The 20,023-nt window shown below is 62.4% G+C and carries 27 protein-coding genes; 14 read left to right on the top strand and 13 right to left on the bottom strand.

Annotated elements, in window-relative coordinates:
* Positions 1 to 122: 122 nt before the first annotated feature.
* The gene (locus tag AC0L16_RS26465) at positions 123 to 1,136 is read right to left on the bottom strand and encodes an NAD(P)H-quinone oxidoreductase (RefSeq protein WP_473624240.1); all 1,014 of its coding nucleotides are present in this window, start codon (positions 1,134 to 1,136) and stop codon (positions 123 to 125) included.
* A gap of 192 nt (positions 1,137 to 1,328) precedes the next feature.
* Here AC0L16_RS26465 and AC0L16_RS26460 point away from each other — a divergent pair, with 192 nt between their 5' ends.
* From AC0L16_RS26460 to AC0L16_RS26450, 3 genes are all read left to right on the top strand, one after another.
* Positions 1,329 to 1,523, top strand: coding sequence for a DUF1192 domain-containing protein (locus AC0L16_RS26460; RefSeq protein WP_023797052.1), 195 nt, complete (start codon positions 1,329 to 1,331; stop codon positions 1,521 to 1,523).
* 84 nt (positions 1,524 to 1,607) lie between these two features.
* Positions 1,608 to 2,855, top strand: a complete 1,248-nt coding sequence (locus AC0L16_RS26455; RefSeq protein ID WP_473624238.1) for an MFS transporter — start codon at positions 1,608 to 1,610, stop codon at positions 2,853 to 2,855.
* Positions 2,856 to 2,886: 31 nt separating this feature from the next.
* Positions 2,887 to 3,174 (top strand): ArsR/SmtB family transcription factor, encoded by a 288-nt coding sequence (locus AC0L16_RS26450; protein WP_077380481.1) that lies wholly within the window; start codon positions 2,887 to 2,889, stop codon positions 3,172 to 3,174.
* A gap of 140 nt (positions 3,175 to 3,314) precedes the next feature.
* Here AC0L16_RS26450 and AC0L16_RS26445 read toward each other — a convergent pair whose 3' ends face one another.
* The 3 genes from AC0L16_RS26445 to AC0L16_RS26435 form a co-directional block, all read right to left on the bottom strand.
* Positions 3,315 to 3,524, bottom strand: a complete 210-nt coding sequence (locus AC0L16_RS26445) for a hypothetical protein (RefSeq protein ID WP_473624236.1) — start codon at positions 3,522 to 3,524, stop codon at positions 3,315 to 3,317.
* A gap of 68 nt (positions 3,525 to 3,592) precedes the next feature.
* Entirely contained in the window at positions 3,593 to 4,201 is a 609-nt protein-coding gene (locus AC0L16_RS26440; protein ID WP_473624235.1) for a glutathione S-transferase family protein, read from the bottom strand.
* Between the two features lie 120 nt (positions 4,202 to 4,321).
* A complete protein-coding gene (locus tag AC0L16_RS26435) occupies positions 4,322 to 5,173 on the bottom strand; it encodes an alpha/beta fold hydrolase (RefSeq protein ID WP_473624233.1) in 852 nt (283 codons plus the stop codon).
* Positions 5,174 to 5,273: 100 nt separating this feature from the next.
* Here AC0L16_RS26435 and AC0L16_RS26430 point away from each other — a divergent pair, with 100 nt between their 5' ends.
* The 3 genes from AC0L16_RS26430 (at position 5,274) to AC0L16_RS26420 (ending at position 6,828) form a co-directional block, all read left to right on the top strand.
* On the top strand, positions 5,274 to 5,801 hold the full coding sequence (locus AC0L16_RS26430; protein WP_473624231.1) for a winged helix-turn-helix transcriptional regulator: 528 nt from the start codon (positions 5,274 to 5,276) through the stop codon (positions 5,799 to 5,801).
* 79 nt (positions 5,802 to 5,880) lie between these two features.
* Positions 5,881 to 6,114 carry a hypothetical protein gene (locus tag AC0L16_RS26425; RefSeq protein WP_029348749.1) on the top strand — a complete coding sequence of 78 codons (234 nt, stop codon included), beginning with the start codon at positions 5,881 to 5,883 and terminating at the stop codon, positions 6,112 to 6,114.
* Positions 6,115 to 6,396: 282 nt separating this feature from the next.
* Positions 6,397 to 6,828 (top strand): GlcG/HbpS family heme-binding protein, encoded by a 432-nt coding sequence (locus AC0L16_RS26420; protein WP_473624229.1) that lies wholly within the window; start codon positions 6,397 to 6,399, stop codon positions 6,826 to 6,828.
* 26 nt (positions 6,829 to 6,854) lie between these two features.
* Here AC0L16_RS26420 and AC0L16_RS26415 read toward each other — a convergent pair whose 3' ends face one another.
* The 3 genes from AC0L16_RS26415 to AC0L16_RS26405 all read right to left on the bottom strand — a co-directional run bounded on the left by AC0L16_RS26415 (position 6,855) and on the right by AC0L16_RS26405 (position 8,591).
* Positions 6,855 to 7,256, bottom strand: a complete 402-nt coding sequence (locus tag AC0L16_RS26415) for a hypothetical protein (protein ID WP_473624227.1) — start codon at positions 7,254 to 7,256, stop codon at positions 6,855 to 6,857.
* Positions 7,257 to 7,499: 243 nt separating this feature from the next.
* Entirely contained in the window at positions 7,500 to 7,682 is a 183-nt protein-coding gene (gene rpmF / locus AC0L16_RS26410) for a 50S ribosomal protein L32 (RefSeq protein WP_006203806.1), read from the bottom strand.
* A 138-nt stretch (positions 7,683 to 7,820) separates the two neighbouring features.
* Positions 7,821 to 8,591, bottom strand: coding sequence for a transglycosylase domain-containing protein (locus AC0L16_RS26405; protein ID WP_473624225.1), 771 nt, complete (start codon positions 8,589 to 8,591; stop codon positions 7,821 to 7,823).
* Positions 8,592 to 8,670: 79 nt separating this feature from the next.
* On the opposite strand from AC0L16_RS26405, the gene AC0L16_RS26400 reads away from it, so the two are divergent.
* Positions 8,671 to 9,588, top strand: coding sequence for a polyprenyl synthetase family protein (locus tag AC0L16_RS26400; protein WP_473624224.1), 918 nt, complete (start codon positions 8,671 to 8,673; stop codon positions 9,586 to 9,588).
* A gap of 25 nt (positions 9,589 to 9,613) precedes the next feature.
* On the opposite strand, the gene AC0L16_RS26395 is transcribed toward AC0L16_RS26400, so the two are convergent.
* The 5 genes from AC0L16_RS26395 to AC0L16_RS26375 all read right to left on the bottom strand — a co-directional run bounded on the left by AC0L16_RS26395 (position 9,614) and on the right by AC0L16_RS26375 (position 13,717).
* Positions 9,614 to 10,504 (bottom strand): LysR family transcriptional regulator, encoded by an 891-nt coding sequence (locus tag AC0L16_RS26395; RefSeq protein ID WP_473624223.1) that lies wholly within the window; start codon positions 10,502 to 10,504, stop codon positions 9,614 to 9,616.
* A 293-nt stretch (positions 10,505 to 10,797) separates the two neighbouring features.
* Positions 10,798 to 10,959, bottom strand: coding sequence for a hypothetical protein (locus AC0L16_RS26390; RefSeq protein WP_473624222.1), 162 nt, complete (start codon positions 10,957 to 10,959; stop codon positions 10,798 to 10,800).
* A gap of 74 nt (positions 10,960 to 11,033) precedes the next feature.
* The gene (locus AC0L16_RS26385; RefSeq protein ID WP_473624221.1) at positions 11,034 to 11,906 is read right to left on the bottom strand and encodes a lytic transglycosylase domain-containing protein; all 873 of its coding nucleotides are present in this window, start codon (positions 11,904 to 11,906) and stop codon (positions 11,034 to 11,036) included.
* 4 nt (positions 11,907 to 11,910) lie between these two features.
* On the bottom strand, positions 11,911 to 13,164 hold the full coding sequence (ispG, locus tag AC0L16_RS26380) for a flavodoxin-dependent (E)-4-hydroxy-3-methylbut-2-enyl-diphosphate synthase (protein ID WP_473624220.1): 1,254 nt from the start codon (positions 13,162 to 13,164) through the stop codon (positions 11,911 to 11,913).
* 367 nt (positions 13,165 to 13,531) lie between these two features.
* Positions 13,532 to 13,717, bottom strand: a complete 186-nt coding sequence (locus tag AC0L16_RS26375; RefSeq protein WP_023797036.1) for a YdcH family protein — start codon at positions 13,715 to 13,717, stop codon at positions 13,532 to 13,534.
* 240 nt (positions 13,718 to 13,957) lie between these two features.
* Here AC0L16_RS26375 and AC0L16_RS26370 point away from each other — a divergent pair, with 240 nt between their 5' ends.
* On the top strand, positions 13,958 to 14,161 hold the full coding sequence (locus AC0L16_RS26370; RefSeq protein ID WP_006327868.1) for a YdcH family protein: 204 nt from the start codon (positions 13,958 to 13,960) through the stop codon (positions 14,159 to 14,161).
* 33 nt (positions 14,162 to 14,194) lie between these two features.
* Here the strand turns inward: AC0L16_RS26370 and AC0L16_RS26365 are convergent, their stop codons facing one another.
* The gene (locus AC0L16_RS26365) at positions 14,195 to 14,998 is read right to left on the bottom strand and encodes an IclR family transcriptional regulator (protein ID WP_473624218.1); all 804 of its coding nucleotides are present in this window, start codon (positions 14,996 to 14,998) and stop codon (positions 14,195 to 14,197) included.
* Positions 14,999 to 15,135: 137 nt separating this feature from the next.
* On the opposite strand from AC0L16_RS26365, the gene AC0L16_RS26360 reads away from it, so the two are divergent.
* The 6 genes from AC0L16_RS26360 (at position 15,136) to AC0L16_RS26335 (ending at position 19,926) form a co-directional block, all read left to right on the top strand.
* The gene (locus tag AC0L16_RS26360) at positions 15,136 to 16,011 is read left to right on the top strand and encodes a transporter substrate-binding domain-containing protein (RefSeq protein ID WP_473624217.1); all 876 of its coding nucleotides are present in this window, start codon (positions 15,136 to 15,138) and stop codon (positions 16,009 to 16,011) included.
* Positions 16,012 to 16,083: 72 nt separating this feature from the next.
* Entirely contained in the window at positions 16,084 to 16,749 is a 666-nt protein-coding gene (locus AC0L16_RS26355; protein ID WP_473624215.1) for an amino acid ABC transporter permease, read from the top strand.
* A gap of 1 nt (position 16,750) precedes the next feature.
* Positions 16,751 to 17,401, top strand: a complete 651-nt coding sequence (locus tag AC0L16_RS26350; RefSeq protein WP_473624214.1) for an amino acid ABC transporter permease — start codon at positions 16,751 to 16,753, stop codon at positions 17,399 to 17,401.
* Between the two features lie 4 nt (positions 17,402 to 17,405).
* Complete coding sequence (locus tag AC0L16_RS26345) at positions 17,406 to 18,200, top strand: amino acid ABC transporter ATP-binding protein (protein WP_473624213.1); 795 nt, start codon at positions 17,406 to 17,408, stop codon at positions 18,198 to 18,200.
* A gap of 34 nt (positions 18,201 to 18,234) precedes the next feature.
* Positions 18,235 to 18,696, top strand: a complete 462-nt coding sequence (locus AC0L16_RS26340; protein WP_473624211.1) for a RidA family protein — start codon at positions 18,235 to 18,237, stop codon at positions 18,694 to 18,696.
* Between the two features lie 24 nt (positions 18,697 to 18,720).
* The gene (locus AC0L16_RS26335) at positions 18,721 to 19,926 is read left to right on the top strand and encodes an aminotransferase class V-fold PLP-dependent enzyme (RefSeq protein WP_473624210.1); all 1,206 of its coding nucleotides are present in this window, start codon (positions 18,721 to 18,723) and stop codon (positions 19,924 to 19,926) included.
* Positions 19,927 to 20,023: the final 97 nt, after the last annotated feature.

The following is a 20,023-nucleotide window of genomic DNA, read 5'->3' as shown; positions in this document are numbered from 1 at the left end:
CATCGTTTCGATGCCGCTCAAATAGGCACCGTTGATGAAAAGTTGAACAGACGCTTTTGCATGGCGGCAATGCGTTTGTTGCATTGCGCAATTAAGGTTTTGTTCAGCTTGCTTACCGACCGTCAGCCGACATCGAGCACGATCTTGCCGATGTGGTCGCCGTCCTCCATCCGCTCATGCGCCCGCCACGCTTCCGTGAGCGGGAAGATCATGTCCATGACCGGTGCTACCTTGCGGGTGCCGAGCAGCGGCCACACCTGCGCCTCCAGCGCTGCGGCGATTGCCGCCTTGAATTCGACGGTGCGCGGCCGCAGCGTCGAGCCGGTGTGGGTGAGCCGCTTGACCATGATCTTCGAGAAATCGGCGCTTGCCACCGCCCCGCTCTGCGTCGCGATCTGGACGATGCGGCCTTCCACCGCCGCGGCCTCGTAGTTTCGCGCCACATAGTCGCCGCCGACCATGTCGAGGATGACGTTGGCGCCCTTGCCGCCGGTCGCGTCCTTGACCGCCGCGACAAAATCCTCCTCGCGGTAGTTGATCGCCCGGTCGGCGCCGAGCTTCAGACAGGCGTCGCACTTCTCCTGGCTGCCGGCGGTGGTGATGACATAGGCGCCGAAGGCCGAGGCGAGTTGGATTGCCGTGGTGCCGATCCCGGACGAGCCGCCATGAACGAGCAGCGTCTCGCCGCTCTTCAGGGCGCCGCGCTCGAAGACATTGTGCCAGACGGTGAAGTAGTTTTCCGGTACCGCCGCCGCCTCGGTGTGGGTGAAGCCGGCCGGCAGCGGCAGCACGCTGCCGGCATGGACCTTGACGTATTCGGCATAGCCGCCGCCGGGCGTCAGCGCGCAGACCCGGTCGCCGACGCGCCAGCGGGATATCTCGTCGCCGAGAGCTGCAACTTCGCCCGACGCTTCGAGGCCTGGCAGGTCCGACGCACCAGGCGGCGGCGGGTAGACGCCCTTGCGTTGCTGCACATCCGGCCGGTTGATGCCGGCGGCGCGCACCCGGATCAGGATTTCGCCGGGACCAGGCACGGGCACGTCGCGCGTTTCCGGTTTCAGCACCCGCGGTCCGCCGGGTTCGGTGATCGCGATGGCCGTCATCTTCGCCGGAATCTTGTCCTGTCCGCTCGCCATGAATTTTCCCGTCTCGCTTCGCCAGTTTCTTGCCGGCTGCCGGTTTTCTTGCTGACTGTTTGCATCCTTGCCCATGCCCTATGTATGCTGATTGCCAAATCAGGCAAATGGCCACTGCAGCGCCGGGCGTGCGATTGGACGCGCAAAGGACGCTGTAGCCGTTTAATTTTTGCGCATGAGCGAGGAGCGACGATGGCGATCTTCGACGACGAACCCAAAAAGAAAGCCCGCCCGCATGAGATCGGGCAGGATCTGTCGCTGCTTTCCGTCGATGAACTGTCCGAACGGATCGGCATCTTGCGCGACGAGATCGCCCGGCTCGAAGCCGAGCTCAAGACCAAGAGCACCACCAAATCAGCGGCCGAAGCGCTGTTCCGCCGCGGATAGTTTCCAGAGCCGAAGCGCCCGCCGCCGAAAAGCTCGAATGCGACTGTCTCCAGACCCTCCCCAAATCCCAGCCGGATAAGCTAAATGTTTGCAAGCTACCGACCGATCCTTTCGCTGCTTCGCGGCACCGCTTTCCTGCTGGCGGCGACCGGGCTGCACGGGCTGCTGTTGCCGCTGCGCGGCCAGTTGGAGGGTTTCTCGACCGCATCGCTCGGCCTGATGGGCACGGCCTGGGCCGGCGGCTTCGTCACCGGCTGCTTCTTTGCGCCGCGCCTGGTGCGCCGCGCCGGTCACGTACGCGCTTTTGGCGCCTTTGCGGCATCGGGAGCCATCGTCGCACTGCTCACCGGCCTGATCATCGACGAATATATCTGGATCCTGCTGCGCGCCTTCACCGGCTTCACCATGGCTGGCGCCTTCATGATCATCGAAAGCTGGCTGAACGAGAAGTCCACCAACGAGAACCGCGGGGCCGTCTTCGGGCTTTACATGATGGTCACCTATGCCTCGATCATGGGCGGCCAGATGATCGTTGCCGGCGGTGACGTGAAGTCGGCCTCGCTGTTCATGATCACCGGCATCCTGTTCTGCCTGTCGCTCATTCCGACCGCAGTGTCGACGGCTTCGCATCCCAAGCCGCTGCAGGACGTCTCGCTCGACGTCAAGGGGCTCTATGTCAATTCGCCGGTGTCGGCGATCGCCTGCGTTTTGATCGGCGTCGCCAACGGCGCCTGGGGCACGCTTGGCGCCGTCTATGGCGCCCGCATCGACATTTCCACGGCCGAGATCGCGCTGATGATGAGCCTGGTGGTCGTCGCCGGCGCCGCCATGCAACTTCCGGCCGGGCGTCTCTCCGACAAGACCGACCGCCGCTTCGTGCTGGCGGGCCTGGCGTTCGGCGCGGCGCTGTTCGCCGTCGCGCTGTTCCTGTTCGAGCCGCGCTCCGGCGTCTTCGTCATCGTCTGCACCGCCGCCTACGGCGCCTTTGCCTACACGCTTTATTCGATCGCCGTGGCCCATGCCAACGACCACGCCCGGGCGGAGGATTTCGTCAAAGTGTCCGGCGGCCTGCTGCTGCTCTATGGTTTCGGCACGATGATCGGGCCGCTGCTGGCCGCCGGCCTGATGGGCTGGATGCGTCCGGAAAGCCTGTTCCTTGCAACGGCCCTCGCGCATCTTTGCCTGGCATTCTATACGCTGCTGCGCATCAGCCGGCGCGCACCGGTGCCAATCGAAGACCGCGACGCCTTCAAGACGCAGCCGGCCGAACGCTCGATCACGCCGGAAGCCTTGCGGCTCGATCCGCGCAGAAAGCCTGAAACCAACGGTTGAGATTTGGAAAACTTTGCCTCACAAATAAGGCATGATGTTTTCCGACGCCTTTATGGCGATTGCCGATCCCAACCGGCGCCATCTCTTGGAAGAGCTCCGGCGCGGCCCGAAGACCGTCAACGAACTGGCCGCCGGGTTGCCGGTCTCGCGACCGGCGGTTTCGCAGCATCTGAAGGTGCTGCTCGACGCCGGGCTGGTCAATGCCAAGCCGGAAGGGACAAGGCGCGTCTATACGGTCAGCAGTGCCGGCTTCCTGAAGCTCAATATCTGGCTCGACCAGTTCTGGGAGGCCGAGCAGCTTGGCTCGCCCGGAAGCTGAGGTGCGCCGTCTTTGCCAGTAGCGCTCCAGGCGCGTCGAGCAGCCATGCTTGCTTGCGGGTGCCGAGATCATCATCGCTGTCGAGAAAGGCACACTGCTCCGTCATACCTCCTCGACAGGCCGATGAGCTAGCTCAATGGTTATTGCGGGACGAAAACGCCGTCCTTGCAGGTAGCGCCGAACAGCGTGCTGTTCGGCCAGCAGCGCGCGAAGTAGGTCGTGCGGTCGATGTCGTCGTCATGGGGGCTGGTGAAATCGCCTGTCAGCACCGCCTCGATGACGCTGCGGTCGTTGGCCTGGTAGGCGGCGAAGTAACTGCGGATTAGATCCGATCTGCTTTTGACAGGCATGGCGAAAGCCCCTTAGGATTCAGGTGCTTGGCGTTGAGCGTCCCATTGAAACAGTGTCCGGCATCGGGCTAAGCGTTCCAGCTTGGACGTTTCTGAACACGCTCGAGCCAATGATGGACATTGACGAGCGAGTCCGGGATGTCGGCTCCGAAGAAGGCGCCAAGCCAGGCTGCGACGGCGGCGGTGATGTCGGCGACGGAGTACTGGTCGCCGGCGATGAACGGGCGGCCATCGGCGATCTCGCGGTCAAGCCACGCCCACTTTTCCGGAACGGCTTCGCGCTGGGTTTCGGCGAAAGCCGGGAACTGCACAAGCCGTTCCGCAAACATGGGGTCGGAATGCAGGGCAATGCTGCCGATCGTTCCGAAGATCTCGATCTCGGCGCGGCGGTTCCACATCTCGACCTTGCCTTGGCTGACCGCGTCCGAGCCGAACAGTGCCGGCGTCGGATGAACCGCCTCCAGATAGCGGCAGATGGCGATGCTTTCGGTGATCACCGTCCCGTCATCGAGCACGAGCACGGGAATCTGGCCGAGTGAGTTGAGCTCAAGGAATTGCGGCGCCTTGTGCTCGCCTTTTGTCAGGTCGACATCAACCCGCGGAACGTCGATGCCTTTCTCAGCCATGAAGATGCGAACGCGGTAGGAATTCGGACCAATGCCGCAGTAGAGTTTCATCATATCCTCCCGATTCTGCTGATCTTTGGCTCAGGCTGTGGCGCTCACGCGCATTCCACCCGCAGGTTGTCGAGTATCTGATTCCAGCCAGCCCGATGGTTTCAAGGTCCGACTTCGCGCCTAGTTGGCTTGGCTATGGGCGACGATAGCGTGAACGATCGCGGCCCAATCGTCGGGATGGAGTTCGTGGCCGCCGCCTTCAATGCGGACAAGCCTGGCGCCGGCAACTGCTTCGGCCAGAGCGGCGCCATGCTCGACCGGAAAGATCGGATCCGCGGTGCCGTGGATGACGAGGAGCGGAACCTTCAAGTCGTGCAGGCGACCCTTCCAATCCTCGCCGCCCTGGTCTTCACCGGTCTTGAGCATGAAATGATTGGTCGCGCTTAGAAAACCGCCGGACCGGTCGTAGTCCTGTTCGACGAAGGCCCTCGTCCGCTTCTCGTCGAAGGGATGCGCGGTGCCGGCGATCGCGTGCGCGTCCTTGACGATGTAGTCGACCACCTGGGCTCGGTCCGACCAGTCGACATCAGCGCCTTCGGCCGAATGCTTCATATAGGCTTCGCTCGTCCCTGGCAGATGCGACGTGTCGATCCCGATTGGCGAAGTGCTGATCGCCGTTAGCGAGACGGCCCGCGATGGATATTTCAGCGCCACAAGCTGCGCGATCATGCCGCCCATCGACATGCCGACGACATGCGCTTTCGCGATGCCATAATTGTCGAGGACGCGGATGGCGTCGTCCACCATGTCGTCGAAAGTGTAAGGCGGTTCGCCCGGCGCATATTTGGTCGAACGGCCGGTATCGCGATTGTCATAGCGGATCACGAACAGGCCCTTGCCGGCCAGTTTCCGGCAGAACGCCTCGGGCCACCAGAGCATTGAAGCCATCGCGCCCATAATCAGCAGCATCGGCGGATGCGCGGGATCGCCAAACGTCTGGGACGCGATTTCCGGTTCCGCTGCCTTGGTCATGGTAGCCGTCTCCTCTCTGCAAAACCAATTGCATTTCGCAATCAGTTGCACGATAATGAAACTGATATAGTAATGCAACCGGTTTCTATCGGAGAATCGCATGAGCATCGATCATCGGTCTGGGTGCCCGATCAACCTGTCGCTTGAAGTGTTCGGCGACCGGTGGAGCCTGATCATCCTCCGCGACATGATTTTCGGCGGCAAACGCCACTTTCGCGACCTGCTCAACGGGTCATTGGAACGCATCGCTTCCAACATCCTCGCCGATCGGCTGAAGCGGCTGATGGAGCTCGGCATGCTGACCAGGGCCGACGATCCCACCCACAAGCAAAAGGCGATCTACAGCCTGACCGAAATGGCGATAAGGCTGGTGCCGATCCTGGCGCATCTCGGCGCCTGGGGTCGCGTCTGGCTGCCGGTCAGCGAGGAGCTCTCGATCCGCGCCGAGCTTCTGGAAAAGGGCGGCCCGCCGATGTGGGAAAAGTTCATGGACGAACTGCGCCACGAACATCTGGGCACGCCTTCCGACACGCCGCCGGATGCCACCGTGCGTACGACGTTGCAGGCCGGATACGAGGCGGTTGTCGCCCGAAAGGCGCCGGGCGCCGGCTGCGATGCCGGCGCCTGACCAACTTATTTCCCCCATCGCAGGTCGGCTCTGCTATTAAAGCTATTGAAAACTATAATTTACGGGATTGGAAAAGCCCTTGGTTGAGAACTCTAAGGATACTGCCCGCGCGCGGGCCGATTTGCGTTTCAAGAAGCAGGAAGAGGCAGCCACGGTTCGTCAGAAGGCGATGGCTGAATATGTCGCCGAGAGCGATGCCCGCCAGATAAAGACCAACAAGCTGAGGGCGCTCCGCCTTGCCAAGGAAGCGGAAGACCTCGCCAATGCGCCGGCTGCTCCGGTGAAGAAGCCGGCGCGCGCCAAGAAAAAATAGGACCGGTTCGTTGCGCATGACGCTGGAAACCGGAATCGGTGTCCGGAAAGGATCATGCGCTGCTTCAAACTGTAGAGCGTCCTTTGCGCGTCCAACGGGAGGCGCGGCGCTCTGATCCTCGACAACGGGTCTGGAAGCGTCCGGATGGCGGCGCCATATCAGGACAGTGCTGGTCAACGGCGCTGCCATTTCGTCACTTCACGCGAAGCAATTTCAACCGAAACCGGGATTTTGTATCTGTCGTCCCCGGATCAATGAATCACGTTTCAACAGGAGACTGCCATGACCGTACTGACGCTCGACAAGGCTATTGAGATCATCGGCGCCGCTTTCGCCAAAGGCGCCGAGCTCGAACTCAGGCCGCTTGGCGTCTCGGTCCTCGATGCCGGCGCTCATCTGGTCGCTTTCCAGCGCCAGGACGGCGCCTCGTTGCTGCGTCCGCAAATGTCGGCCGGCAAAGCCTATGGCGCGCTTGCCATCGGCATGGGCTCACGCCGCGTGGAAGCCTTCGCCAAGGAACGTCCGCATCTTATCGCTGGCGTCTCCGACGTGTCGGGCGGACGCATCCTGCCCGTCGTTGGCGGCGTGCTGATCCGCGACAAGGCCGGCGCCATCATCGGCGCCGTCGGCATTTCCGGCGATACATCGGACAATGATGAGGCGGCCGCCATCGCCGGCATCGAAGCGGCTGGTTTCACCGCCGATCCAGGCTGAGGCCAAGCCTTTAATTCATCAAGCCTCTAGCCCATGTTTATGTCACGGGTGGCCGCTCGCATCGAAACCGAGAAGCCGGCCAGGACGTCGACCAGTGCGATGACCATCAGCATGAAGAAGACCGAGTGCGCCGCGCCCTTCACCAGCAGAAACTCGACCAGGAACGCCACGAAGACGAAGGTCGACAACAGGTGGTCCATGATCGAGGCGTTTGTCGCGCGCGTCGATTTCACGATCTCGACGAAGAAGAGAAGCAACCCGATCAGCACGATCAGATCGCCGAGCGTCATCGAGAACACTCCGCCCGACATCATGCGGATCGAGAACATTTGGCTTGCCCAGGGATCGTCGCCGCCGCCGAATATTCCCAGAAGCCCAAGATTATAGAGGATGAAGGGCACGATCAGCAGCGGGATGGCACCGAACATCAGAAGGCTCCGGTTGGACAGCCTTCTCTAGTATGCGCTCGGCGTCCGCCGTCAAGAATTTTCGCACGCGAGCGCGAACACGGACGGAGACCGTGCGAAATAACAGTACCAGCCGGTACGGCTGCATCCGGTACGGCTTCTGGCATGTTTGAAAACAATTCGGTGGGTGATCATCTGCGCAAAACGCAGAAAGACCGGCGCGATGGCCGGTCCTTCGATCGTCACAAACCGTCGAAAGCGTTCTCAGCTTTCCTTCGGCTCCAGAACCTGGCGACCGCGATACATGCCGGTCTTCAGGTCGATATGGTGCGGCCGGCGCATCTCGCCGGAATTCTTGTCCTCGACATAGGTCGGGGCCTTCAATGCATCGGCCGAACGGCGCATGCCGCGCTTCGACGGAGAGGTTTTTCGTTTCGGTACGGCCATGGATATGCTCCACTACATGGTCAAAATGCCCCGGCTGCCCTCGTGAAAGGGCCGCATCAGGGCCGGAATCTGAGAAAGTCGGGTGCCTATACACGCCCTGCGCCGTTTTGGCCAGCGCCCGCCGCGAATTTTTTTAAGCTATCGCAGACAACCGACATAGGCGCCGGACCGGCCGGCGCGCCGCTCGATCAGCGAGGCCAGCCGTCTCAGCCCCGGCCCGGGCTTGGCCGGGTTGCGCGTGATCGGGTTCGGCAAGGTGACGGCAAGCAGCGCCGCCTGGCGACGCGACAATCGTTTTGCCGAAACCCCGAAATGGTGCTGGGCGGCGGCCTCGATGCCATAGATGCCCGGCCCCCATTCGGCGATGTTGAGATAGATCTCCATGATACGCCGTTTCGACATCACCATGTCGACATAGACGGCCAGCGGCAGCTCGACGACTTTCCGGACCGAGCCCAGCGGCCGCGACCACAGATACAGGTTTTTTACGCTCTGCATGGTGATGGTCGAGGCGCCGCGCGTCATCTCGCCGGCCAGCGCGTCGTCAACGACGCCCCTCAACTCGCCAAGATCGATGCCGCGATGGAAACAGAACTGCCCGTCCTCCGACATGATGACCGAATGCGCCAGCGCCGGCGCCACATCGTCGATCGAGACCCAGCGCCGGTCATAGCCGGAAAACGTCGCCAGATCCTTCAGCATCAGTGTCGATACCGGATGCACGAACGGCGGCAGGTACAGAAAGGTCAACACCAGCGGCACCAGCGCCAGCACGATCGCGACGCTGACGCCGCGCCGGACCCAGTGCCGGGGCCAGCGTTTGAGACCGATGCGGTTGCCGCGTGTCGGCCTCGCCATATCAAGCCTTTCGGTTTCGTGATCGACGATCGGTTCCGCCAAGCCGCTCAATCCATGCTGCTCCCTGCCCCCGGCATAATGGCGCTTGGCTTCTTGCGCAACGTCTGAGTGTCGGCTACCCGTCCCCGGCATGGCGAAAGACGATCAAATACCGTTCGAGGCAGCGCTTCTCGCACGCACAGGGCCGATCGAGGCGCTGCTCAGGCAGCTGCTCGACGACCGCCCGCTTTCAGGCGAGATCGCGCGGCCGCAGCGTCTGATGGAGGCGATGCGCCACGGCGTGCTGAACGGCGGCAAGCGCCTGCGCCCTTTCCTGGTCATGGAAAGCGCCGCGCTGTTTTCCGCCGACGGCGAGGCGGCGCTACGCGTGGCGGCGGCGCTCGAATGCGTGCATTGCTATTCGCTGATCCATGACGACCTGCCGGCCATGGACGACGACGATCTGCGCCGTGGCCAACCGACCGTGCACAAGGCCTTCGACGAGGCGACCGCCATCCTCGCCGGCGACGCCTTGCTGGCGCTCGCCTTCGACATCATTGCCGACGAAGCGACACTGCTGCCGGCCGAACGGCGGGCGGCGCTGGTGCTGGCGCTGGCCCGCGCCGCCGGAGCCGGCGGCATGGTCGGCGGCCAGATGCTCGATCTCGAAGCCGAGCGTATCCGGCCGGAGGAAGCCGGCATCATCCGGCTTCAGGCGATGAAGACCGGCGCGTTGATCCGCTTCGCCTGCGAGGCGGGCGCAATCCTTGCCGGCGCGCCGGCGGCCGACCGTGAAAGACTGGCGGAATTCGGCTCGGCGATCGGGCTTGCCTTTCAACTTGCCGACGACCTGCTCGATCTGACAGCGGATGCGCGCCAGATGGGCAAGGCGACCGGCAAGGATGCAGCCGCCGGCAAGGCGACGCTGGTGGCGCTGCACGGCGCCACCTGGGCGCGCGACCAGCTTCAAGGCCTCGTCGACCAGGCCCACGCCTTGCTTTGTCCCTATGGTGAAGACGCCGTGCTTCTGAAGCAGGCAGCGGAATTCGTGGCGGCCCGCAACAGCTGACGCTGTTCCAAGCTGTACTCCCGTCCTATGGCGCGCCGTGTAGCCAAGGAGGGTTGGCGAACTGTTCGGCCAGGAAATCCACGAACACGCGCACACGTGGCGACAGAATTCGGCCGGGCGGATAGACAGCGCAGATTGGCGCTCCGTCAGGATGATTGTATCCGGTGAGCAGCGCGGTCAGTCTGCCTGCCTTGATATCCGGCCCGACCAATATTTCCGACATGCGGATGATGCCTATGCCGGCGAGCGCAAGCCGGCGTAGCGCTTCGGTGCTGTTGGCCTCTATCGGGCTGCGGATACGCATGCTTTGCAGACCGTCCGGGCCATCGAACTCCCAGATATTGAGACCGCCACGCGCTGTGACGCCAAGACAGATATGAGCTTGAAGGTCGTTTGGCGTTGTCGGCACGCCATGTCTTTCGAGATATCGAGGTGATGCGCAAATGACACGGCGATTGGGCGCCAGCCGCCGCACCACCAGCCTGGAATCGTTGTGGGCGGCAACGCGCACGGCGACGTCGGTTGCCTCAGCCAACAGGTCGACAATCGCATCTGTGAACATCAGCTCGAGTTCAACGGCCGGGTAGCGATCGATGAAGGCCGGCAACATCGGCACGATCAAGCGATGGCCGAAGGCGCTCGGAAGGCTGACGCGCAGCCGGCCGCGCGGTTCTGCTCCGGGTTGAACCGCAATTTCAGCCTCTTTGATGTCGTTCAGGATGCGGCGAGCACTATCGGCATAGGTGCTGCCTTCCGCCGTCAAGCTGATGCGCCGCGTCGAGCGCTGCAGCAAGCGCACGCCAAGGCGGGACTCAAGCCGACCGATGATTTTGCTGACGGCCGAAGGGGTCATCCGCAACCGGCGTGCAGCTGCCGAGAAGTCACCTTCCTCGACAACCGCCAGGTACACAGCCATCGTCTCTTGCCGATCGATGATATCTATTCCAATTCGTCACAGATGAACGGAAATTAACACCAATTATCGGCAGATGCGAACCATAATATGTTTTCCTCTTCAGCATGCAAAATGCTGGAGAGGAGGTGCCATGGGTTCAGAACATGTAAACCTGCGAGATGCTCACGAACTGCATCGGTGGGCACGTCGTCAGCGCAGCGCCGCAATTGGGCGGTGGTGTCTTTGGCTTATCCGTACGCTCAATCGGTCACATCAAGGAATGGGAAAACGCTCAAGGCGAAGCAATGTCCGGGCTAGCGCAGCCGGCCAATCGGGATGATTTCGGGCGATGTCGGACGGTATGGCTCGCCACGCCAGTTGCCGAGCCATTCTTCGACGACCAGCCCAGTCTGGTCCAGCATCTTCGCGAGGCTTTCCTTTGTCGGGAAGGCGATTTTCGATTCGGCGCTGAGCACGCGTCCGCTGCTGGGCATTTCGTGGAATAAAAGCGCAGCTTCGATGGTTTGTCGGGAAAATCAGTCGGTACCCATCACCGATTCCGCACCACAATGCATGCACCGCCGGCGCTTTGCAGTTTCCGGCAGATGGTGTCGGCCTTGGCTTTGGAGTCGGCGCCGATCCGGACTGCATAGATGCCGCGCCTGCCGATCGGCGAGCGCACCCGGCTGACAACCGGATCATGGCCGTTAAGCAAGGCCGGAAACCGGCGCTTCACACCAGTCCATTGATTGAGTGCGGCGGCGCGGCGGAAATTGCCGGCCACCTGCACGCCCCACGGCTTGACGTTGATCGACGCCATGGCCACGGTTTGGGACTTGATGACCGGCAGCTTGCGGCAGGCGACCGCGAAGCTCGCTTTCTTGTCGAGCGGCTGGATGCTGCCGGCATAGGCGGTGTCGGTGAACCTGTCGGCCGGCTCGCCCATGATGTCCAAAACGTAGTTTTCGGTCTCCATCGGCAGGAAGCCGCCGGAACTCAGCCAGCGCGACACCCGGCTTTCGCCGGCATTGTAGGCGGCGGCGGCCAGGCCCAGATTGCCGAAGCCGGTTTTCATCTCGGCGAGATATTTTGCCGAGGCCGGAATGGCCTGCTCGATGTCGAAGGAATTGGCGAGACCGCGTATCTTGGCGGTGCCCGGCATGAACTGGGCTATGCCTTCGGCGCCGACTGGACTGACCGCATTGGGATCGAAGCGGCTTTCTTTCCAGATCAGCCGGGCAAAAAAATCCTTGGGCAGGCCGTTTTGATCGGCATGCGCCTCGATCAGATTGCAAACACGGTCGAGCAGCCGCTGCTTGGCGGGGCGCGGCGGATCGGCGTGGACGGCTGTCGCCCAGCCCAGCCCACCGAGCAGAACCAATCCACCAAGCAAAATCGGCGTCGCCCAAGGGAAGCGCCGCATCGACCTACTCCGCCGCGGCCTTGCCGGATTGCCCAAACCGCTGCTCGATATAGTCGGCGACCATTTTCTCGAAGTCGGCGGCGATCGAAGGGCCGCGCAGCGTCGCCGCCTTCCTGCCGTCGACGAATACCGGCGCCGTCGGCGTCTCGCCGGTGCCGGGCAGCGAAATGCCGATATCGGCATGTTTGGATTCACCCGGACCGTTGACGATGCAGCCCATCACCGCGACTTTGAGGTTTTCAACGCCGGGGTATCTTTCACGCCACACCGGCATGTTCTTGCGCAGATCCGCCTGGATGCTCTGCGCGAGTTCCTGGAACACGGTAGAGGTGGTGCGGCCGCAGCCGGGGCAGGCGGCGACGATCGGCACGAACTGCCGGAACCCCATGGTCTGCAACAGTTCCTGCGACACTTGCACCTCGCGGGTGCGGTCGCCGTTCGGCTCCGGCGTCAGCGAGATGCGGATCGTGTCGCCGATGCCTTGCTGAAGAAGAATGCCCATCGCCGCGGACGAGGCGACAATGCCTTTCGAACCCATGCCGGCCTCGGTGAGGCCGAGATGCAGCGCGTGGTTGGAGCGGGTGGCAAGCTCGGTGTAGACCGCGATCAGATCCTGCACGCCGCTGACCTTGGCCGACAGGATGATCTTCTGGCGGCCAAGGCCGATCTCCTCGGCCATTTCGGCCGAAAGGATCGCCGACTGCACGATCGCCTCGCGCGTTACCTCCTGCGCGGTCAGCGGAAAGCCGCGGCGCTGGTTGTCGTCCATCAGCCTGGTCAAAAGCTCCTGGTCGAGCGACCCCCAGTTGACGCCGATGCGCACCGGCTTGTCGTACCGGATCGCGATCTCGACGATCGCCGCGAACTGCCGGTCCTTCTTGTCCTTGAAGCCGACATTGCCGGGATTGATGCGGTATTTGGCCAGCGCCTCGGCGCAAGCCGGGTGGTCGGCGAGCAGCTTGTGGCCGATATAGTGGAAATCGCCGACCAGCGGCACATTGATGCCGAGCCGTTCGAGCCGCTCGCGGATGGCGGGCACGGCGGCGGCACTCTCGTCGCGGTCGACGGTGATGCGCACGATCTCGGAGCCGGCGCGATGCAGCGCCGCAACTTGAGCAACTGTCTGGTCGACGTCGGCGGTGTCGGTGTTGGTCATCGACTGAACGACGACAGGGGCGCCCCCGCCGACCATCACGCCGCCGACGTCGACACCGACAGACGTGCGGCGCGGCAAGGGTGAAGAAAAATATCCGGTCATGGCCGGCTGCCCTTTGTTAGCGCCGAATTCCGGAATCGGTTTCCGGCTGCGCAAAAATCAAAATACAGCGTCCATTGCGCGTCCGAAAGGAGGCGCGGCGCTATAGAAGGTCCCGGCATGAGGTGGAGGAGCAAAGATGGCTTGTCAATGGCGACAGGCAGGCAAACCTGTCAAATCGAACCGCCGGACAAATAAGGAAACGCTCCGGCGGCATTGGTTGTCACCGGAGAAAATGGTCGCGCCAAGCGCGCACTGTCCCGCACGATCCCGAAACCGAAAGGATTTTCGGAAACGACCATGCGCCAAAATCAGAAGCACGACAGCGCCCTTTGCGCGTCCAAAGGACGCGCAGCGCCGTAGATGAGCGTCAGTGCGTGGTGGGTTTCGGTTTCGCCTTCAATTTCTCAATCTCGTCCTTGAGCGCCAGCTTGCGCCGCTTGAGATTCACGATTTCGAGGTCATCGACCGATGGATGGTTCATCGCATCATCGATTTCGCGTTCGATGTCGCCGTGTTTCCGCTGCAGCTCATCAAGATGGGATGCAAGAGACATGATTGGTTCTCCCTTTCATGGTTTCCTCGATTGCAGCCGTCAAGGCGCGTCCCACCGCAATTTCGCTTCTGTGACGGCATAATGACAGTGTGCCACTATCGGGCATCGATGTCGAATGCTGCGTGGTAGCATTCCACGACAATACGAAATGTGGTATTGGCTGCGCGCCGGTGCAAGATACCTCCGGCCTCGCCCAATCAGGCCCATTTTTGGGCGCCGCAGACGTGCAGACGGTAGATAATGTCCGAACAGGAACAGGCTGATATCCGCCTCGAATATTCTCGGCTGAAACAGGAGCACGCCGATTTCGACGCGGCCATCAACGCGATGATCGCCATGAGCTGCGACCCTCTGCAGATCCAGCGCATGAAGAAGAAAAAACTTTTCCTGAAAGACCGGCTGATGGCGCTGGAAGACCGGATCATCCCCGACATCATCGCGTGAGCGAATCCCGCTTACGGTCGCGACAAATCCTGCTCATTCCGTGATCGAAAGCCTCGCCGCGCGTTCGCGCAGCAGGGCGATGAGATCGCCGGTCTTCTCCTCGGAAGTGTCGATGGGAACCACCAGGCATATCGTCGCCTCGACCTTGCCGGCAGCTGAAAGGACCGGCGCGGCAAGGCACTTTGTATAGGCATCGACAAGACCTGAGGTCACACAGTAGCCGGCAGCCCCGGCCGTAGCGATATCTTCTATGAAGTCGCCCAGCAACAATCTGCGGCCGTCCGGCAGGACGAGATCGTCTTCGGACACCATGTCTTCGATCACGGCCCTTTCGAAACCGGCGAGAAGCAGGCGCCCGGAAGCGGTCCAGGGAAGCGGGATCTGCAGACCTGTGGCCGAACTGATCCGGAACGGCCTGGTGCCCGGGCTTGAATGGACAATCGTGTAGCGGCCGCTTTGCAGCATGCACAATTCGGAGGTCTCGCCTGTCTCGCGCGAAAGATTGTCGACTTCCTGACGCCCTCTCCTGAGCAGGTCGTTGCCGCGCACATAGTCCATTCCGTAGAGATAAAGCTTCTTCCCGAAATAGACGCGGTTGCCGTCGCCGGCCATTTCCAGCAGGCCCGCATCCACGAGCGAGCGCACAAGCGTGTAGATCGTCGAGCGCGGCGCATTCACTCCCTTGGCGAGATCGCCAATCCCGATCGCTCGCTGGTTCGCGTGAAGAAACTCCAGAATATGGAGCACCCGGTTGAGACCCTTTTCGCGGGAGCCCGCAATCCTGTCTTCGCCCGGATCGGCGTCCGGCCGAACTGCCAAGGCATTGCCATCTTGCATTGCTGATTCCTGATGTTAGTATCTGTCTTGTACAGGATACATGTGTCTTTTGTAAGAGACAATCCAGCAGATTACTGATGCCAGCTTACGGATGCATGTATCGGCAAAGGGGAACACAACACGAAAAGGAGGTCGCCGTGAACGACACATCCAAAAGACGTGATTTTCTGAAACTGGCCGGGCTTGCAACGGCCGGAGTGGTGGGCGCAGCCGCAACAGTCGATGTTCAGAAGGCGGCGGCGCAAGCGGTGCCGGACAGCCTGCTGCGCACCGTTCTCGATCGCGGCAAGGTGATCGTCGGCACCGGCAGCACCAACGCACCCTGGCACTTCGAAAACGATGCCGGCGAACTGGTCGGCATGGACATCACCATGGGGCGCATTCTTGCCAAGGGACTTTTCGACGATACGACCAAGGTCGAATTCGTCATGCAGGATCCGGCCCAGCGCATTCCGAACGTGACCACCAACAAGGTCGACATTTCGATCCAGTTCATGACCATGACCGCCCAGCGCTCGCAGCTGATCCACTTCTCCCGGCCCTATTACGTCGAAGGCATCGCCTTGCTGACCCTTCCGAACGCCGAAAACAAGACCTTCGACAAGCTGCTTGCCGGCGGTTCGGCGACGCGGGTTTCCATCCTGCAGAATGTCGATGCCGAGGCGAATGTGCACGTCGTCCTGCCGGAGGCGCAGGTGATGCAGATAGACACGCAGGCCAACGTGCTGCAGGCACTGGAATCGAAGCGCGTCGACGCCGCCGCCGTCGATCTGTCGACGGTCCGCTGGCTCGCCTCGCGCAATCCGGACAAATACTTCGATGCCGGCAAAAGCTGGTTCTCGATGCTTTACGGCGCCGCACTTCGGCAAGGCGACCTCGACTGGCTGACCTTCGTCAATACGACCTTCACCACCGCCATGTTCGGCCATGAGACGGCGCTCTACGACGCTGCATTCAAGGACTATTTCGGACAGGAGCCGCCGGCCCGCCATCCCGGCTTCCCGGTCATCTGAGATAAGCAGGCGGAAGGGCTTGCACCCTTCCGCCTGCTTATCGTCGACAGCCCTCGATAATGACAGGGACACATGGGCTATACCCTGAACTTCAACCTGATCTGGCGGCATTTCGACAAGCTTTGGGGCGGGCTGCTGCTCAGCCTCGAGCTGGCCGTGATCTCCATCGCGATCGGCATCCTCATCGGACTGCTTCTGGCGGTCTGGTACGTGTCGGCCGGGCGTGCGGTGCGGACCGTCATCGCCGCCTATGTCGAGTTCATCCGCAACGTGCCGCTGATCCTGCTCGTCTATCTCGTCTTCTACGGCCTGCCGACGGTGGTCGACATCGCCTACAGCGCGCAGACCTCGTTCATTGCCACGCTGTCGCTCTATAGCGGCGCTTATCTGGTCGAGGTGTTCCGCTCGGGGCTCGAAGCGGTTCCGCGCGGACAGATCGACGCCGGCAAGGCGATCGGCCTGACGCCATGGCAAAGGCTGGTCCATGTGCGCCTGCCGACGATGCTGCGCATAACGCTGCCCGCGCTTTCCAACACGTTCCTGTCGCTGTTCAAGGACACGTCCGTTGCCTCGGTCATTTCGGTGCCCGAGCTCACCTACGGCGCCCAGTGGATCAACTTCAACACCTTCCGCATCGTCGAGGTCTACCTTGTGGTGACGGCGATGTATCTCTTGACCGGCTACGCGCTTCTTTTTGCACTTCGGCTTGTCGAGCGCCGGTTCAGGGCGGCGCACTAGGATGCTTGGCCAGATCGCCTATGCCTTGCCCTTCCTGGCCCAGGGTTTTGCCGTGACGCTATGGGTGTCGCTGCTGGTCGTGGTGTTGTCGCTCGTCGCCGGCGCGATGATGGGCGTCGGCCTTGTCTATGGCCCGGCTCCGCTGCGCTGGGCGGTGCGCATTTTCAGCGATACCATACGCGGCATTCCGATCCTGGTGCTCATCTTCTTCGTCTATTACGGCCTGCCTGCCGTCGGCCTCCATCTGGAATCCTTCTGGGCAGCCGTGCTGGCGCTCACCCTGTTCAAGACGGCGCAGGTCATCGAGTATCTGCGCGGTGCGGTCGGTTCCATACCGAAGGGGCAGTCCGAAGCGGCGATGGCGATCGGGCTGACCTTTCGCCAGCGACTGGCCTACGTCATCTTCCCGCAAGCGTTCAGGCGTTTCCTGCCACCATGGATCAATGGCGTCACCGATGCGGTGAAGGGCAGCGCGCTGGTCTCGCTGCTCGGCATCACCGACCTGATGCACGCCATCAACCAGGTCATCGGCCGCACCTACGAAGCGATGCCGCTCTACATCCTCGGCGCGGTCATCTACTTCGCCGTCAATTACGCGCTCTCCCTGGCCAGCCGACGGTTGGAGCGGCGTTTCTCCTTCATCCGGGAATAGCAAGATGTCCATCTCCCCGTCCGCCAATCCGGCGCTTCTCGACATCTCCGAGGTTTCCAAATCCTTCGGATCCGTCGCGGTCCTGCGCTCCGTCAGCCTGCAGGTGACGCGCGGCGAGGTGGTGACTGTCATCGGGCCTTCCGGCAGCGGCAAGACCACGCTGCTGCGCTGCGTCAACTTCCTGGAGAGCTACGACAGCGGCTCCATCCGCATCGACGGCAAGGAGGTCGGCTTCCGCGAGACGGCAACACGCCAGCGCCGCAGCGAGCGCGACCTGGCGAAGATGCGGGCCGAAACCGGAATGGTGTTCCAGAGTTTCAATCTGTTTCCGCATCTGACGGCGACCGGCAACATCATGCTTGGCCTGCGCAAGGTGCGCGGCAAGAGCAATGCCGAGGCCCGTGCCATTGCCGAGCACTGGCTCGGCCGGGTCGGCCTTGCCCACAAGGCCGACAGCCTGCCGGCCGAGCTTTCCGGCGGCCAGCAGCAGCGCGTCGGCATCGCCCGCGCGGTGGCGATGGAGCCGAAAATCCTGCTTCTCGACGAGATAACCTCCGCGCTCGATCCGGAACTCGTCGGCGAGGTGCTCGAGGTCGTGCGCAGCCTGGCCAAGGACGGCATGACGATGGTGATGGTCACGCACGAGATGGCCTTTGCCCGCGATGCCTCGAGCCGCATCATCTTCATGGCAGATGGCGGCGTCAGCGCCGCAGGCCCGCCCGGCGAGATTCTGGGCGCGGAGATCGACAACGAGCGTCTCCGCAGTTTCCTGGCGCGGTTTCGTGCCTCGTATTTCTGACATGACGGCGAAAGCTGTCGCAAGGAGCCTTTTCATGACGCCTTACCTCCGGCTTGCCGAATTGGGCCTGACGCTGCCCGAGCCGCCGACGCCGATCGCCAACTTCGTCACCCACGCCGAAAGCGGACGGCTTATCTTCCTCTCCGGCCAAGGGCCATTGCGCGCCGACGGCACGCTTTGCACCGGCAAGGTCGGCGAGGACGTCACGATTGAAGAGGCCTATAAGCATGCCCGTCTCACCGGCCTGAACCTGCTCGCCGTCATGCACGCTGCGGCAGGCGACCTCGGCCGCATCGTGCGCGTCGTCAAGCTGCTTGGCTTCGTCAACGCGATCCCGACCTTCAGCGACCATCCGAAGGTGGTGAATGGCTGTTCCGATCTTTTCGCCGCTGTCTTTGATAGTATCGGCGGGCACGCCCGTTCGGCGATCGGTGTCGGCTCACTGCCGGGCAACATCACCGTGGAAATCGAGGCGGTCGTCGAGATCGCCGCCTGAAATCTGCCAATGGGACCTCTAGAGATGAAAACCTATTCCGCAAGCGGCTCCAACACGACAATCCGCGAACGGCTCGGCCTTCGCCCGATCATCAATACCTCCGGCACGATGACGGCGCTCGGCGCCTCGATCATCGTCCCGGAAGCGATCGCCGCGATGTCGGAAATCGCCTCGCAATGGGTGGAGATGGACGATCTGCAACGCGCCGCAAGCACTGTCGTCGCGCGCCTCACCGGCGGCGAGGCCGGCTTCGTCACCGCGTGCTGCGCCAGCGGCATCACCATGGCCATTGCCGGCACGATGACCGGCACCAACCTTCTGGCGATCGAGCGGCTGCCGGACGACACCGAGGGTCTCAAGTCGGAGGTCATCGTCCAACTCGGCCACATCGTCAATTACGGCGCGCCGATCGACCAGTCGATCCGGCTGGCCGGGGCAAGGACCGTACCGGCCGGTACGGTCAGCGTGACGCAGGACTATCATGTGCGCGAGGCGATCCGCGACCGCACCGCGGCAGGTCTCTATGTCGTTGCCCATCACACGGTGCAATACGGCATGCTCTCGCTCGAGGAGTTCTGCGAGATCTGCCACGCCAGGGGCGTCCCGGTGATCGTCGACGCCGCCTCCGAATACGATTTGCGCGGCTTTCTCGCACGCGGCGCAGACATCGTCGTCTACAGCGGACACAAATTCCTCTCGGGACCGACAAGCGGTATCGTCACCGGGCGCAAGGATCTGGTGCGGGCCGCCTATCTGCAAAGCCGAGGCGTTGCGCGGGCGATGAAGGTCGGCAAGGAAAGCATCGCCGGCACCATGGCCGCACTGGAGGCCTGGGAGCGGCGCGACCATGCCGGCATCCGCAAGCGGGAAGCAGCGGCGCTCGATTTGTGGAAGGACGCATTGCAGGGCCTGCCCGGCATCGCCGCGCATGTCGCTCCCGATCCGACCGGCAATCCGCTCGACCGCCTGCAGGTGTTTGTTACGGCTGAGAGCAGGTTCACCGCCGCCGGCCTTGCGTCGGCGCTGGCGGCCGGTTCGCCTCCCATTATCGTGCGCAACCACGAAGTCGAGCGCGGGCATTTCTTCCTCGATTCGTGCAATCTCCATCCCGGCGAGGCGGAAATCGTCGCCGAGCGCATGCGGGCCGTGTTGAGCGCGGCCGAGCGGCCGGCGGATGCGATGAAGTCGGCCCGCAAGGATAGCACCGGCGCCTTGCGCTGGCCGGATTAGGTAACGTCGGCTCCACGCGCCCGAATGCTGCGCAGAGGCAGCGCATCCTTGCCGTCGAACCCGAATTCCGCTAAGGCGCGCCTTTGCCGCCGGGAGC

Source organism: Mesorhizobium sp. WSM4848, from assembly GCF_055811375.1.
This window is presented reverse-complemented; position numbering and strand designations above follow the sequence as displayed.

What these genes read in the sequence shown, in the direction of transcription:
- AC0L16_RS26335 (WP_473624210.1), top strand. Translation starts at nt 18,721, where the DNA reads ATGAAAACCTATTCCGCAAGCGGCTCCAACACGACAATCCGCGAACGG.
- AC0L16_RS26350 (WP_473624214.1), top strand. Translation starts at nt 16,751, where the DNA reads ATGCTTGGCCAGATCGCCTATGCCTTGCCCTTCCTGGCCCAGGGTTTT.
- AC0L16_RS26460 (WP_023797052.1), top strand. Translation starts at nt 1,329, where the DNA reads ATGGCGATCTTCGACGACGAACCCAAAAAGAAAGCCCGCCCGCATGAG.
- AC0L16_RS26400 (WP_473624224.1), top strand. Translation starts at nt 8,671, where the DNA reads ATGGCGAAAGACGATCAAATACCGTTCGAGGCAGCGCTTCTCGCACGC.
- AC0L16_RS26465 (WP_473624240.1), bottom strand. Translation starts at nt 1,136, where the DNA reads ATGGCGAGCGGACAGGACAAGATTCCGGCGAAGATGACGGCCATCGCG.
- AC0L16_RS26440 (WP_473624235.1), bottom strand. Translation starts at nt 4,201, where the DNA reads ATGAAACTCTACTGCGGCATTGGTCCGAATTCCTACCGCGTTCGCATC.
- AC0L16_RS26455 (WP_473624238.1), top strand. Translation starts at nt 1,608, where the DNA reads ATGTTTGCAAGCTACCGACCGATCCTTTCGCTGCTTCGCGGCACCGCT.
- AC0L16_RS26450 (WP_077380481.1), top strand. Translation starts at nt 2,887, where the DNA reads ATGATGTTTTCCGACGCCTTTATGGCGATTGCCGATCCCAACCGGCGC.
- AC0L16_RS26355 (WP_473624215.1), top strand. Translation starts at nt 16,084, where the DNA reads ATGGGCTATACCCTGAACTTCAACCTGATCTGGCGGCATTTCGACAAG.
- AC0L16_RS26415 (WP_473624227.1), bottom strand. Translation starts at nt 7,256, where the DNA reads ATGTTCGGTGCCATCCCGCTGCTGATCGTGCCCTTCATCCTCTATAAT.
- AC0L16_RS26420 (WP_473624229.1), top strand. Translation starts at nt 6,397, where the DNA reads ATGACCGTACTGACGCTCGACAAGGCTATTGAGATCATCGGCGCCGCT.
- AC0L16_RS26435 (WP_473624233.1), bottom strand. Translation starts at nt 5,173, where the DNA reads ATGACCAAGGCAGCGGAACCGGAAATCGCGTCCCAGACGTTTGGCGAT.
- AC0L16_RS26375 (WP_023797036.1), bottom strand. Translation starts at nt 13,717, where the DNA reads ATGTCTCTTGCATCCCATCTTGATGAGCTGCAGCGGAAACACGGCGAC.
- AC0L16_RS26445 (WP_473624236.1), bottom strand. Translation starts at nt 3,524, where the DNA reads ATGCCTGTCAAAAGCAGATCGGATCTAATCCGCAGTTACTTCGCCGCC.
- ispG (WP_473624220.1), bottom strand. Translation starts at nt 13,164, where the DNA reads ATGACCGGATATTTTTCTTCACCCTTGCCGCGCCGCACGTCTGTCGGT.
- AC0L16_RS26340 (WP_473624211.1), top strand. Translation starts at nt 18,235, where the DNA reads ATGACGCCTTACCTCCGGCTTGCCGAATTGGGCCTGACGCTGCCCGAG.
- AC0L16_RS26365 (WP_473624218.1), bottom strand. Translation starts at nt 14,998, where the DNA reads ATGCAAGATGGCAATGCCTTGGCAGTTCGGCCGGACGCCGATCCGGGC.
- AC0L16_RS26430 (WP_473624231.1), top strand. Translation starts at nt 5,274, where the DNA reads ATGAGCATCGATCATCGGTCTGGGTGCCCGATCAACCTGTCGCTTGAA.
- AC0L16_RS26345 (WP_473624213.1), top strand. Translation starts at nt 17,406, where the DNA reads ATGTCCATCTCCCCGTCCGCCAATCCGGCGCTTCTCGACATCTCCGAG.
- rpmF (WP_006203806.1), bottom strand. Translation starts at nt 7,682, where the DNA reads ATGGCCGTACCGAAACGAAAAACCTCTCCGTCGAAGCGCGGCATGCGC.
- AC0L16_RS26395 (WP_473624223.1), bottom strand. Translation starts at nt 10,504, where the DNA reads ATGGCTGTGTACCTGGCGGTTGTCGAGGAAGGTGACTTCTCGGCAGCT.
- AC0L16_RS26370 (WP_006327868.1), top strand. Translation starts at nt 13,958, where the DNA reads ATGTCCGAACAGGAACAGGCTGATATCCGCCTCGAATATTCTCGGCTG.
- AC0L16_RS26385 (WP_473624221.1), bottom strand. Translation starts at nt 11,906, where the DNA reads ATGCGGCGCTTCCCTTGGGCGACGCCGATTTTGCTTGGTGGATTGGTT.